The following is a 14203-nucleotide window of genomic DNA, read 5'->3' as shown; positions in this document are numbered from 1 at the left end:
CGCAGGCTTATTTTTTGCCTGCCGTTTACCCCCCTATTCAAATCACGACTTTCAGGCGAAAAAAAACCGGGCATTACGCCCGGTTGATTAGGTGATTAGATATCAATGTGCTGCTTCTGGCTTGTGCTTTTGCGCACTCTGGAAACCATAAGTCAGCTCATTTTTCTCTTTATCCAGCGCAACGGTCACCTGACCGCCATCCACAAGCGAGCCGAACAGCAGTTCGTTAGCCAATGGTTTTTTCAGGTTATCCTGGACAACGCGCGTCATCGGGCGTGCGCCCATTGCGCGGTCATAGCCCTTCTCAGCCAGCCAGTCGCGGGCTTCCTGACTCACTTCCAGAGAGACACCTTTCTGATCCAACTGAACCTGAAGTTCGACGATAAACTTATCAACAACCTGATGAATCACCTCAGTAGAGAGATGATCGAACCAGATAATGTTGTCGAGACGGTTACGGAATTCCGGCGTAAACACTTTTTTGATTTCGCCCATCGCATCAGTACTGTTGTCCTGATGAATCAGCCCAATCGATTTACGCTCGGTTTCACGCACGCCGGCGTTAGTGGTCATGACCAGCACCACGTTGCGGAAATCCGCTTTACGCCCGTTATTGTCGGTCAGCGTACCGTTATCCATCACCTGCAGCAGCAGGTTAAAGACGTCCGGATGCGCTTTTTCGATTTCATCCAGCAGCAGTACCGCATGCGGATGCTTAATGACAGCATCCGTCAGCAAACCGCCCTGGTCGAAACCGACATATCCCGGAGGCGCACCAATCAGGCGGCTGACGGTGTGACGTTCCATATACTCGGACATATCAAAACGCAGCAGCTCAATACCCAGCGCTTTGGACAACTGCACCGTGACTTCGGTCTTACCAACGCCAGTCGGTCCGGCAAACAGGAACGAACCGACAGGTTTATGCTCGTGTCCCAGACCAGCACGGCTCATTTTGATCGCTTCAGTCAGCGCCTCAATGGCTTTATCCTGTCCGAATACCAGCATTTTCAGACGGTTGCCCAGGTTTTTCAGCGTATCGCGATCGCTCTGCGAAACGCTCTTCTCCGGGATCCGCGCAATGCGGGCCACGACGGACTCGATATCCGCCACGTTGACGGTTTTCTTGCGCTTGCTGACCGGCATCAGACGTGCCCGCGCGCCCGCCTCATCGATCACGTCAATCGCTTTGTCCGGCAGATGACGATCGTTAATGTATTTCACCGCCAGTTCGACCGCTGCACGCACCGCTTTGGCGGTGTAGCGAACGTCATGGTGCGCTTCGTATTTCGGCTTCAGACCGTTGATGATCTGCACGGTCTCTTCAACCGACGGCTCAGTGATATCGATTTTCTGGAAACGGCGTGCTAGCGCGCGGTCCTTTTCAAAGATATTGCTGAATTCCTGATAGGTTGTGGAGCCTATCACACGGATTTTACCGCTGGAGAGCAACGGTTTGATCAGGTTAGCCGCATCCACCTGGCCGCCCGATGCCGCACCCGCGCCGATAATGGTGTGGATCTCATCGATAAACAGAATGCTGTTAGTATCCTGTTCCAGTTGTTTCAGCAGCGCCTTAAAGCGTTTTTCAAAATCGCCACGGTATTTGGTACCCGCCAGCAGCGAGCCGATATCCAGAGAGTAAAGGGTACAATCAGCCATCACTTCCGGCACGTCGCCCTGGACGATACGCCAGGCGAGGCCTTCCGCAATAGCGGTTTTCCCGACGCCAGACTCACCCACCAGCAGCGGGTTGTTTTTTCGACGACGGCACAGTACCTGAATGGCGCGTTCCAGCTCTTTGTCCCGGCCAATGAGCGGATCAATTCCGCCCACACGGGCAAGCTGGTTAAGGTTAGTCGTGAAGTTCTCCATACGGTCCTCCCCGCCAGCTTGCTCTTCGTTATTCGGCTGATTACCAGAGTCAGAGGACTGACTTGGTTCGTCTTTGCGCGTGCCATGAGAAATAAAATTCACCACATCAAGGCGGCTCACTTCATGCTTACGCAGCAGATAAGCCGCCTGAGATTCCTGCTCGCTGAAGATGGCGACCAGCACATTAGCACCGGTAACTTCATTGCGCCCGGAGGACTGAACATGAAAGACCGCGCGTTGCAACACACGCTGAAAACTCAACGTGGGCTGCGTGTCGCGCTCTTCTTCACTGGCAGGCAATACGGGTGTGGTTTGTTCAATGAAGGCTTCGAGTTCCTGACGCAGCGCCACCAGATCCACAGAACACGCTTCCAGCGCTTCGCGGGCCGATGGGTTACTGAGCAATGCCAGTAGCAAGTGCTCGACGGTCATAAACTCATGTCGGTGCTCGCGCGCTCTGGCGAAAGCCATGTTTAAACTGAGCTCCAGTTCTTGATTGAGCATAGGCACCTCCCCCAATATTTATGCCTGCATTTAGGCTTTTTCTAGCGTACACAGCAACGGATGCTCGTTCTCCCTCGCATACTTGTTCACCATCGCAACTTTGGTTTCAGCCACTTCGGCAGTGAATACGCCGCAAATCGCTTTACCTTGATAGTGAACGGCAAGCATCAGTTGCGTTGCACGTTCTACATCATAAGAAAAGAATTTTTGTAACACGTCAATAACAAACTCCATCGGAGTGTAATCATCATTGACTAATATCACTTTATACATAGATGGCGGTTTTAGCGCGTCGCGCAATTTATCTTCCGCCAGCAGATCGAAATCCAGCCAGTCGTTAGTCTTACCCATTGTCAGTCGTCATCTTCAGTTACGGTTTCCGGCAGAAAATCTTGCCGCTGACAAGCAGCCTATGCGCACAATCAATCTACCTCAAGTATTAGATAACTATCATCTATTAGTGCCATCCGCGACATCTGTCACATAACCGACAATAGCGTTAACTGCTTCAAATTTTGATGCATTTTTACCCTATTCCGTCAGCCTGGCGCTTGACGCCTCGCCTGATTTCTCTAAATTGTAGTTTCGAGAGTTGGCGAGGTTTTGAACAGCCCCCACTCCGCCACCGGTTCATTCCATCTTACTTATATAAGATTTACGAAGGATGTCGAAGCATGGAAACGGGTACTGTTAAGTGGTTCAACAACGCCAAAGGGTTTGGTTTCATCTGCCCCGAAGGCGGCGGCGAAGATATTTTCGCCCATTACTCCACCATTCAGATGGATGGTTACAGAACGCTAAAAGCCGGACAATCTGTCCAGTTTGATGTCCACCAGGGGCCAAAAGGCAATCATGCCAGTGTCATCGTGCCTGTCATTGAAGCAGAAGCTGTCGCATAGCTCTTCTGTTTCATTGTGTACATCCCGCAGTCAAAATGCCAGCCTTTGCGGCTGGCATTTTTATCTCGATGGTATTATTCCCGCGCCAGAGCATCTACCGGATCCAGCCGCGCCGCATTTCGCGCCGGTAGCCAGCCAAACAAAATCCCGGTCGCAGTCGAACACAGAAACGCCGTCAATAAGGCTACGGGTGAGAAACCTATTTCCCAGCCAGGCAGGAATAGCTGAAGCGTAAAGGCGATCAGCATCGACAAGCTAATGCCCAGCGCGCCGCCAACCAGACACACCAGCACCGCTTCAATTAAGAACTGCTGCAGTACGTCACTGGCGCGGGCGCCAACCGCCATACGAATGCCAATCTCGCGCGTTCGTTCGGTTACCGAAACCAGCATAATATTCATCACACCAATCCCACCGACCACCAGCGAAATCACGGCCACCAGCGTCAGGAAGAGTTGTAATGTACGTGTGGTCTTTTCGGCGGTTTTCAAGACACCGTCCATATTCCAGGTGAAGAAATCCTTCTTACCGTGGCGTAACGTCAGTAGTCGGGTGAGCTGCTGCTCGGCCTGAGCACTATCAAAACCGTCTTTCACCCGCACGGTGATCGAGTTCAGCCACGACTGCCCCATAATTCGCCCGGACATGGTGCTGTAAGGCAGCCAGACCCGCAGGATCTTGCTACTGCCAAACATCGACTGTTTCTCTTCTGCAACACCAATCACCGTGGCAGGCATATTCCCCACCAGCACGACTTCGCCGACAACTTTCGCTTTGTTGGGGAACAATTGACGACGGGTATTGCTGTCGAGCACCACCACCTGAGCGCGACCCGCCAGTTGTTCAGCGTTAAAAGTGCTCCCTTCGCTAAACGTCATGCCATAGACGTTGAAATAGTCGCCGCTAACGCCATTAGCACTGGCTGCCACGTCGATATTGCCATAGCGTAGCCGCAGGTTTTTCGACACCGCAGGCGTCACCGAACTGACCCAGGGCTGCTTCTGTAACGCCGTTAAATCGTCATACTTCAGCGCCTGTTGATATTGTGGGTCGTCGTCGCCGAAATCTTTGCCAGGATAGATATCGATGGTATTGGTGCCAATAGCGCGAATATCTGCCAGTACCAGCTGTTTAGCCGCATCGCCTACCACCACAATCGACACCACCGAAGCAATACCGATGATGATCCCAAGCATGGTCAGTAGCGTTCGCATTTTATTCGCAGCCATTGCCAGCCAGGCCATAGTGAGCGCTTCGCGAAAACCGCTGACAAACTGCCCCCAGCCGGACGCCGTTTTCACCGTCGGCTCCGCGATATCGTGCCCGGTAGAGGGTTTGTGCGACGGCGGATTGCGCACAATCTCGCCGTCACGAATTTCAATGACGCGTTCGGCCTGTGCGGCAACCTGGCTGTCGTGAGTGACGATAATCACCGTATGCCCGCGATCGCGCAGCTGATGCAAAATCGCCATCACCTCTTCGCCTGAATGGCTGTCCAGCGCGCCGGTGGGTTCGTCGGCGAGGATAACCTGTCCCCCGTTCATCAGCGCACGCGCAATACTGACCCGCTGCTGCTGACCACCGGAAAGCTGGGAAGGCTGATAGTCGACTCTGTCGCCCAGACCCAGTCGCTGCAGGAGTTCTTGGGCACGGGCCAGGCGCTGCTTACGATCGGTGCCAGCGTAGACTGCAGGCACCTCAACGTTTTGCGCGGCGGTTAAATGCGACAACAAATGATAACGCTGGAAGATAAAACCGAAATGTTCGCGACGCAGCTGGGCTAACGCATCGCTATCCAGCGTGGAGACATCGCGCCCGGCAACCCGATACGTACCGCTGGTGGGTTTGTCCAGACAGCCGAGAATATTCATTAGCGTCGATTTACCCGAGCCAGACGCCCCGACAATCGCTACCATTTCCCCGGCCTGAATGCTCAAGGATACGTCCTTCAATACCTCGACCTGGCCTTCGCCTGATGGATAGCTGCGGCGGATATTGCTCAGTTCAAGCAATGCCGTCATTTTGGCGCTCCAGCGTTGCCCTCACCGGTGATGACTTCATCCCCCTCTTCCAGCCCTTTCACGATCTCCACATCGGTGTCATTACGCGCGCCGATAACCACTTCGCGTTCACGGGTTTCGCCGTTACGCAGCAGCCTGACGTTATAACGATTGTTGCCAATAGGATCGCCCAGCGCCGACAGCGGGATCGTCAGGACATTTTTGACATCCGTGAGCTGGATATGGACCTGAGCGGTCATATCCAGACGCAGGATCCCTTTCGGGTTGGGAACTTCGAAGCGAGCATAGTAGAAAATTGCATCATTCACTTTCTCTGGCGTCGGAAGAACATCTTTGAGCTTACCTTCGTAGCGCGTCTGAGGATCGCCCAGTACGGTAAACCAGGCCTTTTGCCCGGGATGCAGGTGAATCACATCCGCCTCGGAAACCTGCGCTTTCACCAGCATGGTGCTCATATCTGCCAATGTCAGAATGTTAGGTGCCTGCTGGGCAGCAATAACGGTTTGCCCCTGAAGGGTAGTAATTTGCGTGACTTCGCCTGCCATTGGCGCGACGATGCGGGTGTAATCAAGGTTGGTTTTTGCCGTATCGAGAGAGGCCTGATTACGCTTAATTTGCGCATCAATTGTGCCGATTTGCGCCTGTTTGACCGCCATCTGAGTAGCCGCCGTGTCGAGATCCTGCTGCGAGACAGCCTGGGTTTTCGCCAGCTGTTGCTGACGGGAAAGCGTTACCCGCGCCAGTTTCCACTCGGCTTCAGCCTGTAAACGCTGAGCGCGTAATTCCATCAGCGTCGCTTCAACCTCTTTAATCTGGTTTTGCGCCTGTTCAGGATCGATAACGCCAAGCAGTTGATCTTTTTTTACTTTGTCGCCAATCGCGACCGACAGCGTTTTTAACTGCCCGCTTACCTGCGCCCCGACGTCAACTTTACGCAACGCATCCAGTTTGCCGGTTGCCAGTACGCTTTGCTGCAGATCGCCCGGACGCACAATTAACGTTTGATACTGAGGTAAAGGCGCATTAAGCGTTCGCCAAAGTGCAATTATCGCCACAATAATGATGATGGCGAAGAGAAAATAGCGCTTTTTGATTTTTCCCTTGAGCTTCATAAATGTCCCAATTTCCCCCAATACGTCCACCAGAGTGGAGTGGTAAACATCAACGTTAAATAAATAGCCGTTGAAAAACGCAAGAATAACAGAGTTATTGATGAATGGTTAAGATCCGCTGTGTTGAAATTAGTACCAGAGTATCAATCGGATTTAAATTATGAGTCAACTAACTGAAAGCACTTTTCTTTCCACTAAACCCATTACCAGCTTTGGCCTTTTTTACGGCCTGAGCAGCGGTCATATACGACCCGCACATTGCTGGGATAAACGGAGCTTTCGTCGTAAGTTTATCTGGCGCTCATTGTTGATACCCCGTCTGACTCAGGAATGGATGAGTGAACTCGCCCAATGGCCGGACCTTGAAAGCCTGCTCTCCCGCCAACCCCGGCTGCCGGTGCGTATGCACCGTCCTTACCTCGCGGCAAATTTCACTCGTAAAATGCGTTTAGACGCGGTGCGTTTTCATTACCATGTTATCCGCCACGCATTCTTACCCGCAGAGTTTAACGCCTTATTAACCAATGACGGTTTACAGCTGGCGCAAATTGAAGGCAAAGATGGCGATATATTTACCGTAACCATGATGATGTTCCCGGTACTGGATAAAGAGGGAGAAAGTACCATTCAGGTGCAAAATGGCGACGGGGACGTGCTGACCAAAATGACGTTTACGTTCTGCGAATATAATGGGAAAAGTACATTATTCATTGGCGGCGTACAGGGCAATTCGCAACTTCCACATGAAGCAATACAAAAAGCGACGAAGTCCTGCCACGGTATTTTCCCAAAACGTATAATTATGGAAGCCATTTGCCGTTTAGCAGAACAGTTGAATATCGAAAAGGTCATGGCGGTCAGCAATGAACAGCATATCTTTCGCAGCCCGCGTTACCACGATAAAAACAAGGTGATACTTTCCGACTACAACGCATTTTGGGAGTCGGTTGGCGGTGAGTGCGACAGTCACGGCTATTACCATATCCCACGCACAATGGCGCGAAAAAGCGAAGCGGACATTGCCAGCAAAAAACGCGCGGAATACCGCCGTCGCTACCAGTTACTGGACAGCATCCACTCGCAGCTGTCGTCGATGTTTCGCAACTAATCCGCTCTGCCGCGTGCCAACCACAGCACGCGGGAAAACATTTTTCGCAGCAGCGTTGGCACCGCGTCAACGCCGCGCCGCCCGGCTTCCATCGCCACCTCAATGGCTAAATCTGGTTTTGACGACCTGTGAATCGCCTTCGAGATAATTTTGCGCATATTCATGGGCACGTTTTCGGGGATTTGCGCCACCCTGTGGAATACGTCAGCGAACCCCTGGCGATACATAAAGTGTTCCATGTCCAGCGCGGGAAGCATGGTTAAATGATCGCGCTCTTCTTCTCTGTCGTTATTCAACAAACTCCGCACCGTAGCGGCATACTTTTTCCCAGCTTCATCACCATCAACCAGCACATGCCACTCGATACCCATCCGGCGGGCGAACTTAACCAGCGGCTTAAGGCCGGACTGGGCAAATTCAATGACTTTGATACCTTCCGCATCAAAGTGGTGCCCACACTGGCGGGCCAGTTCGTTAATGACCCAGGTTTCCGTTTCGCCTTCCACCAGCAGCCAGCAGCGGGCAAACAACGACGATGCACGGTTAAAACGAATATGAAAGGCAATACGCCGACCATCTTCTGCGCTGATCCCACCTGGCCCAAGCCGCCAAGCGGCGACGCGGGAGGACTCACGCACCAGGCGGACAACGTGTTCCACGGGGGTGAGGGACAGTAACTCACCTGAGTTGGTGGTCGCCACCCGTTGCAGAGGAAGCAAATTCAGCAGGTGCCAGGCAACCGACAGCATAATCGGATGTAAACGCGTTTCAGGATCTTCTACCAACAGTAACGGCCGGGCGTCTTTATCGAGCCTCAGCGTACCTTTGGCCTGTAACAGCGTCGAAAACAGTCCCAACAAGATCACGCGGTGCGTGCGTCCGCCCGGTCTATCAATCATACGGTTGATAATATCCAGATAGCGCCAGCTACGTTGTTCGTTATTGGAACGTCGACGCATCAGACGATAGCGGGACTGACTGGAACCTTGCTCAGAAAAATAGTGTTCCAATAGCTGTACCATGGCCGATAACCCCTGACGTATCTGCCCATCTGTCAGGTTTTGCGGTCGGGTAGCCAGTTCACGTGCCAGAAAATCCAGTTGCCGCGCGGTCACTTCGACATCCGCCGAATCCGGCACCGTACCGTTACGGATCCGTCGCATAAAACGCGCGTCGCGCAGGCGCAGTACTGGCATCAAACGCACGAGGTGCCGCGCCTGATCGTTAATGTCGTCGAGGGGAAGCTGATGGCCCTCGCCATCCAGAAAACTGCGTAACGTCAGAACGCTACCGTCGTCCGCACATTCACCTTCCAGTCGATAGAAAATGCGGTGATAGCCATCCTGACACAGCGTCCAGCTGGCTTCCAGAGGACGATACCTGCGCACGCGGTGGCGACCCGGTTGAGACTCACGAAACGTCAGGATGATATGCAGATGATGTTCCCGGCCTTGTATATCACCCGGCGGGAACCAGAAATCTTCGCGGTCAAAGTGGTACAAATCAGTTTCCGGCGACAGCAACAGGGTTAAAGCATCCAGCAGACTGGACTTACCCCACGCGTTCTCCCCAATCAGCACGTTGCTTTGCTCCAGCATCAACGACAGACGGTTAATACCACGAAATCCAACAATCTCAACGCGTTCGAGAATCATATAGCCTCCGGAAATGCTAACTTTTTCCTTCAAGTTATCAGGAGTATAACGGCAAGCGGGCGCTCAGGACACCCGATATGATCAGGAGGTTAGTCGCAGAAATCAAAAAATATAAGAATATTCTTCTTATGTTTTCCCCGGAATATTATTTCAGAACTCAATCATCGCCGTTTTGCTAATTGAACTATGCTTCATTCATCCAATATTCAAAAAGGAATCACAACATATTGCCTTAAATCAAATTTTTTCATCAATTTAACTGGCGAAGGGATGATGTTTTTTTCTAAAATACCGGCTCTTTCATCATCGTCCCTTTTAGCGATGAATTACCGGGTAAGGAACACGAACCCGGAACTTTTAATTGAGGTGGTTATGTTCAGGAAATTAGCAGCCGAATTCTTCGGTACGTTTTGGCTCGTCTTTGGTGGGTGCGGTAGCGCAGTTCTGGCCGCAGCATTCCCGGAGTTGGGTATTGGATTTGCCGGTGTCGCGCTGGCGTTTGGTTTGACCGTATTAACCATGGCATTCGCCGTAGGTCATATTTCCGGCGGACACTTTAACCCGGCGGTGACCTTCGGTTTATGGGCGGGCGGTCGCTTCCCGGCAAAAGACGTTATTGGTTATGTTATCGCTCAGGTTGTGGGCGGTATTGTTGCAGCAGCGGCACTGTATCTTATTGCCAGCGGTAAAGCTGGTTTTGACGCAACTGCCAGTGGTTTTGCCTCGAACGGCTTTGGTGAACATTCACCTGGCGGCTATTCAATGATGTCTGCCGTCGTAATTGAAATTATTTTGACCGCTGGTTTCTTATTAGTGATCCACGGTGCGACCGATAAACATGCTCCGGTAGGTTTTGCACCCATTGCGATTGGTCTGGCGTTAACCCTGATCCACTTGATCAGTATTCCGGTTACCAACACCTCCGTTAACCCGGCACGTAGTACCGCTGTAGCCATCTTCCAGGGCGGCTGGGCATTACAGCAATTGTGGTTCTTCTGGGTTATGCCGATTATCGGTGGGGTCCTCGGCGGTCTTATTTACCGCACTCTGCTGGAAAAACGCGATTAATCGATAACAAAAAAGGCCTGGCGCAAGTCAGGTCTTTTTTTTCCCCGCTATATTTCCTTTTATTTGCAACTTTACTCCCTTCATTGCATTGAGTAGTGTGTGCTGGCGCATTTCGTCTTACTCTCAGCAAGGATCTGGTTTTCATGTTTTCAGGGCTGTTAATCATTCTGGTTCCCCTTATTGTGGGCTACCTTATTCCGCTTCGGCACAGGGCTGCATTAAAACTCATCAATCGCCTGTTGAGCTGGATCGTCTACCTTATTCTCTTTTTTATGGGTATCAGCCTGGCGTTTCTGGATAATCTCGCCAGCAACCTGTTAGCCATTCTTCATTATTCTGCGGTCAGCGTGACGGTCATTTTGCTGTGTAATATCGCGGCGCTGTTCTGGCTGGAGCGTTCGCTGCCCTGGCGACATAACCACAAGCAAGAAAAGCTACCCTCGCGAATTGCGATGGCACTTGAGTCGCTCCAGCTTTGTGGCGTCGTCGTCGTGGGTTTTCTGCTCGGCCTCACCGGTCTTCCTATTCTGCAGCACGCCACCGAAGCCAGCGAATATACGTTAATCTTTTTACTGTTCCTGGTCGGGATTCAACTGCGCAACAGCGGTATGACCTTAAAGCAAATTGTGCTGAATCGCCGGGGGATGATTGTTGCGGTGGTCGTCGTCGCCAGTTCGATGCTGGCGGGGGTTATCAATGCGTTGATCCTCGGCCTGCCGCTGAAAACCGCGCTGGCGATGGCATCAGGTTTTGGCTGGTACTCCCTGTCCGGTATTCTGTTAACCGAATCGTTCGGGCCGGTGATTGGTAGCGCCGCCTTCTTTAATGACCTGGCCCGCGAATTGATTGCCATTATGTTGATTCCTGGAATGGTGGGCCGCAGCCGCTCAACCGCGCTGGGGCTATGTGGCGCGACATCAATGGATTTCACCTTACCGGTGCTACAACGCAGCGGCGGTCTGGAGATGGTTCCGGCAGCCATCGTCCACGGCTTTATTCTGAGTCTGTTAGTGCCTTTGCTGATGGCGTTTTTCTCCGCCTGAAGTCAGGACAGATACCTCTCTGGCGGTAGTCATCTACCGCTAAAATTGCGCTAAATCAATCTCCCTGCAAGTTGTAGCAGAAATCCCTTTTATCCCTTCGCGCACAGGCATAACCTTAAACATGTATATTAAATATAACTTTAAAAGGTGTGACCATGTTTTGTGTGCAATGTGAACAAACCATCCGTACTCCGGCAGGAAACGGCTGCTCTTACGCGCAGGGTATGTGCGGTAAAACGGCTGAAACCTCCGATTTGCAGGATCTGCTGATTGCTTCCCTACAAGGTCTGTCTGCATGGGCTGTTAAGGCACGTGAATACGGCATCATCGACCATGAGGTTGATAACTTTGCGCCGCGTGCATTCTTCTCCACGCTGACCAACGTTAACTTCGATTCCCCGCGTATTGTTGGCTATGCCCGTGAAGCTATCGCCATGCGCGACGCCCTGAAAGCGCAATGCCTGAACATCGACGCGAACGCAGCGGTCGCTAACCCGATGGCCGATCTGCAACTGGTCAGCGACGATCTGGGCGACCTGCAACGTCAGGCCGCTGAATTTACCCCGAACAAAGACAAAGCAGCCATTGGCGAGAACATTCTCGGCCTGCGTCTGCTGTGCCTGTACGGCCTGAAAGGTGCGGCAGCTTACATGGAGCACGCGCACGTTCTCGGTCAATACGACAACGACATCTACGCTCAGTACCACAAAATCATGGCATGGCTGGGAACCTGGCCTTCCGATATGAACGCTCTGCTGGAGTGCTCAATGGAAATCGGCCAGATGAACTTCAAAGTGATGAGCATTCTGGATGCTGGCGAAACCACTAAATACGGCCACCCGACGCCAACTCAGGTCAACGTCAAAGCAACCGAAGGTAAGTGCATCCTGATCTCCGGTCACGACCTGAAAGATCTGTACAACCTGCTGGAGCAGACCGAAGGTACCGGCGTTAACGTCTATACCCACGGTGAAATGCTGCCGGCGCACGGCTACCCGGAACTGCGTAAGTTCAAACACCTGATCGGTAACTACGGCAGCGGCTGGCAGAATCAGCAGGTTGAATTTGCCCGCTTCCCGGGCCCAATCGTAATGACCTCTAACTGCATCATCGACCCAACCGTTGGTGCCTACGATGACCGTATCTGGACTCGTAGCATCGTCGGTTGGCCGGGTGTAAGCCACCTCGAAGGCGACAACTTCGCTCCGGTAATTGCTCAGGCTCAGCAGATGGCGGGCTTCCCGTACAGCGAAATTCCGCACCTGATCACCGTTGGTTTCGGTCGTCAGACTCTGCTGGGCGCGGCTGATACCCTGATCGACCTGGTAAGCCGCGAAAAACTGCGTCACATCTTCCTGGTTGGCGGTTGTGATGGCGCGCGTGGCGAACGTAACTACTTCACCGACTTCGCCACCAGCGTGCCGGACGACTGCCTGATCCTGACTCTGGCGTGCGGTAAATACCGTTTCAACAAACTGGAGTTCGGCGATATCGAAGGCCTGCCGCGTCTGGTCGATGCAGGTCAGTGTAACGATGCATACTCTGCCATCATCCTGGCGGTAACCCTGGCTGAGAAACTGGGCTGTGGCGTGAACGATCTGCCGCTGTCTCTGGTGCTCTCCTGGTTCGAACAGAAAGCGATTGTCATTCTGCTGACCCTGCTGTCTCTGGGTGTGAAAAACATCGTCACTGGCCCGACTGCGCCTGGCTTCTTCACGCCGGACCTGCTGGCAGTTCTCAAAGAGAAGTTCGGTCTGCGTTCCGTGACCACCGTTGAAGAAGACATGAAGCAACTGCTGAGCGCGTAAGGAGTAAAGAATGACAATGCCAACTCATCAGTGCCCATGGCGGATGCAGGTTCATCACATCCATCAGGAAACGCCGGATGTATGGACAATTTCGTTGCTGTGCCACGACTATTATCCGTACCGCGCCGGGCAGTATGCACTGGTCAGCGTACGTAATTCAGCGGACACGCTGCGTGCTTACACCCTCTCTTCAACGCCGGGCGTTAGCGAATACATCACGCTGACCATCCGCCGCATTGACGATGGCGCAGGCTCACAGTGGTTAACCCGCGACGTGAAGCGCGGCGACTATATCTGGCTGTCCGATGCAATGGGTGAATTCACCTGTGATGATAAAGCGGAAGACAGATTCCTGATGCTAGCCGCTGGCTGTGGCGTCACGCCAATCATGTCAATGCGTCGCTGGTTGGCAAAATACCGCCCACAGGCAGATGTGCAGGTGATCTTTAACGTCCGTTCACCGCAAGATGTCATTTTTGCCGACGAATGGCGCGAGTATCCGGTGACCTTAGTTGCTGAAAACAATGCCACTGACGGTTTTGTTTCCGGCCGACTGACCACCGAACTGCTGCAAAGCGTACCGGACCTGGCTTCGCGCACCGTGATGACCTGCGGCCCGGCGCCGTATATGGATCTGGTCGAGAAAGAAGTCAACGCGCTGGGCGTGACACGCTTCTTTAAAGAGCAGTTCTTCACCCCGGTAGCTGAAGCCGCCACCAGCGGTCTGAAGTTCACCAAACTGCAGCCGGCAAAAGAGTTTTATGCGCCGGTAGGCAGTACGCTGCTGGAAGCGCTGGAAAGCAATAAAGTGCCGGTTGTCGCCGCATGCCGTGCGGGCGTTTGCGGCTGCTGCAAAACCAAAGTGGTTGACGGTAACTACACGGTCAGCAGCACCATGACGCTGACCGACGCAGAAATTGCTGAAGGTTATGTGCTGGCTTGCTCCTGTCATCCGCAGGGTGATTTAGTGCTGGCGTAATTGGCCGATATCTGATGTACAAAAGGCTACCCGGTTATATCGGGTGGCCTTTTTTTATGCTGTCAGACGCTGCAAAATTCCTATTTTTTCCCCCTCCCAGGCAAAATCCCGTCCTCCTCCTGCGAATTATC

At 52.7% G+C, this 14203-nt stretch carries 11 protein-coding genes; 6 read left to right on the top strand and 5 right to left on the bottom strand.

Features of this window, described 5'->3' with window-relative positions; all coding sequences use genetic code 11:
• Window positions 1-102 precede the first annotated feature (102 nt).
• Both clpA and clpS read right to left on the bottom strand, forming a co-directional pair.
• A complete protein-coding gene (gene clpA / locus OGV75_RS21525; RefSeq protein ID WP_016153651.1) occupies window positions 103-2379 on the bottom strand; it encodes an ATP-dependent Clp protease ATP-binding subunit ClpA in 2277 nt (758 codons plus the stop codon).
• A gap of 30 nt (window positions 2380-2409) precedes the next feature.
• Window positions 2410-2730 carry an ATP-dependent Clp protease adapter ClpS gene (clpS, locus tag OGV75_RS21520; protein WP_003036810.1) on the bottom strand — a complete coding sequence of 107 codons (321 nt, stop codon included), beginning with the start codon at window positions 2728-2730 and terminating at the stop codon, window positions 2410-2412.
• Window positions 2731-3053: 323 nt separating this feature from the next.
• Here clpS and cspD point away from each other — a divergent pair, with 323 nt between their 5' ends.
• A complete protein-coding gene (gene cspD / locus OGV75_RS21515; RefSeq protein ID WP_003036813.1) occupies window positions 3054-3278 on the top strand; it encodes a cold shock-like protein CspD in 225 nt (74 codons plus the stop codon).
• 74 nt (window positions 3279-3352) lie between these two features.
• On the opposite strand, the gene macB is transcribed toward cspD, so the two are convergent.
• Complete coding sequence (macB, locus tag OGV75_RS21510) at window positions 3353-5299, bottom strand: macrolide ABC transporter ATP-binding protein/permease MacB (protein ID WP_286481173.1); 1947 nt, start codon at window positions 5297-5299, stop codon at window positions 3353-3355.
• Window positions 5296-6411, bottom strand: a complete 1116-nt coding sequence (gene macA, locus OGV75_RS21505; RefSeq protein ID WP_016156938.1) for a macrolide transporter subunit MacA — start codon at window positions 6409-6411, stop codon at window positions 5296-5298. Before macA ends, macB begins: the two co-directional genes overlap by 4 nt.
• A gap of 160 nt (window positions 6412-6571) precedes the next feature.
• Between macA and OGV75_RS21500 the strand changes: the two genes are divergently transcribed.
• Window positions 6572-7519 carry a VirK/YbjX family protein gene (locus OGV75_RS21500; protein ID WP_047359135.1) on the top strand — a complete coding sequence of 316 codons (948 nt, stop codon included), beginning with the start codon at window positions 6572-6574 and terminating at the stop codon, window positions 7517-7519.
• Here OGV75_RS21500 and OGV75_RS21495 read toward each other — a convergent pair.
• Complete coding sequence (locus OGV75_RS21495; RefSeq protein WP_016153655.1) at window positions 7516-9174, bottom strand: ATP-dependent endonuclease; 1659 nt, start codon at window positions 9172-9174, stop codon at window positions 7516-7518. The genes OGV75_RS21500 and OGV75_RS21495 overlap by 4 nt on opposite strands.
• 372 nt (window positions 9175-9546) lie before the next feature.
• On the opposite strand from OGV75_RS21495, the gene aqpZ reads away from it, so the two are divergent.
• The 4 genes from aqpZ (at window position 9547) to hcr (ending at window position 14072) form a co-directional block, all read left to right on the top strand.
• Window positions 9547-10242 (top strand): aquaporin Z, encoded by a 696-nt coding sequence (gene aqpZ, locus OGV75_RS21490; RefSeq protein ID WP_016156940.1) that lies wholly within the window; start codon window positions 9547-9549, stop codon window positions 10240-10242.
• A gap of 143 nt (window positions 10243-10385) precedes the next feature.
• Window positions 10386-11285 (top strand): LysO family transporter, encoded by a 900-nt coding sequence (locus tag OGV75_RS21485; RefSeq protein WP_016153656.1) that lies wholly within the window; start codon window positions 10386-10388, stop codon window positions 11283-11285.
• A gap of 155 nt (window positions 11286-11440) precedes the next feature.
• Window positions 11441-13093 carry a hydroxylamine reductase gene (hcp, locus tag OGV75_RS21480; RefSeq protein ID WP_286481171.1) on the top strand — a complete coding sequence of 551 codons (1653 nt, stop codon included), beginning with the start codon at window positions 11441-11443 and terminating at the stop codon, window positions 13091-13093.
• Window positions 13094-13103: 10 nt separating this feature from the next.
• Complete coding sequence (gene hcr / locus OGV75_RS21475; RefSeq protein ID WP_181547320.1) at window positions 13104-14072, top strand: NADH oxidoreductase; 969 nt, start codon at window positions 13104-13106, stop codon at window positions 14070-14072.
• The last annotated feature ends 131 nt before the right edge of the window (window positions 14073-14203 follow it).

Origin of the sequence: Citrobacter sp. Cb028 (assembly GCF_030336705.1) — a bacterium.
Classification (GTDB): domain Bacteria; phylum Pseudomonadota; class Gammaproteobacteria; order Enterobacterales; family Enterobacteriaceae; genus Citrobacter; species Citrobacter braakii.
Note: the sequence above shows the minus strand (reverse complement) of the source record. Positions and strands in the feature narration are given on the sequence as shown.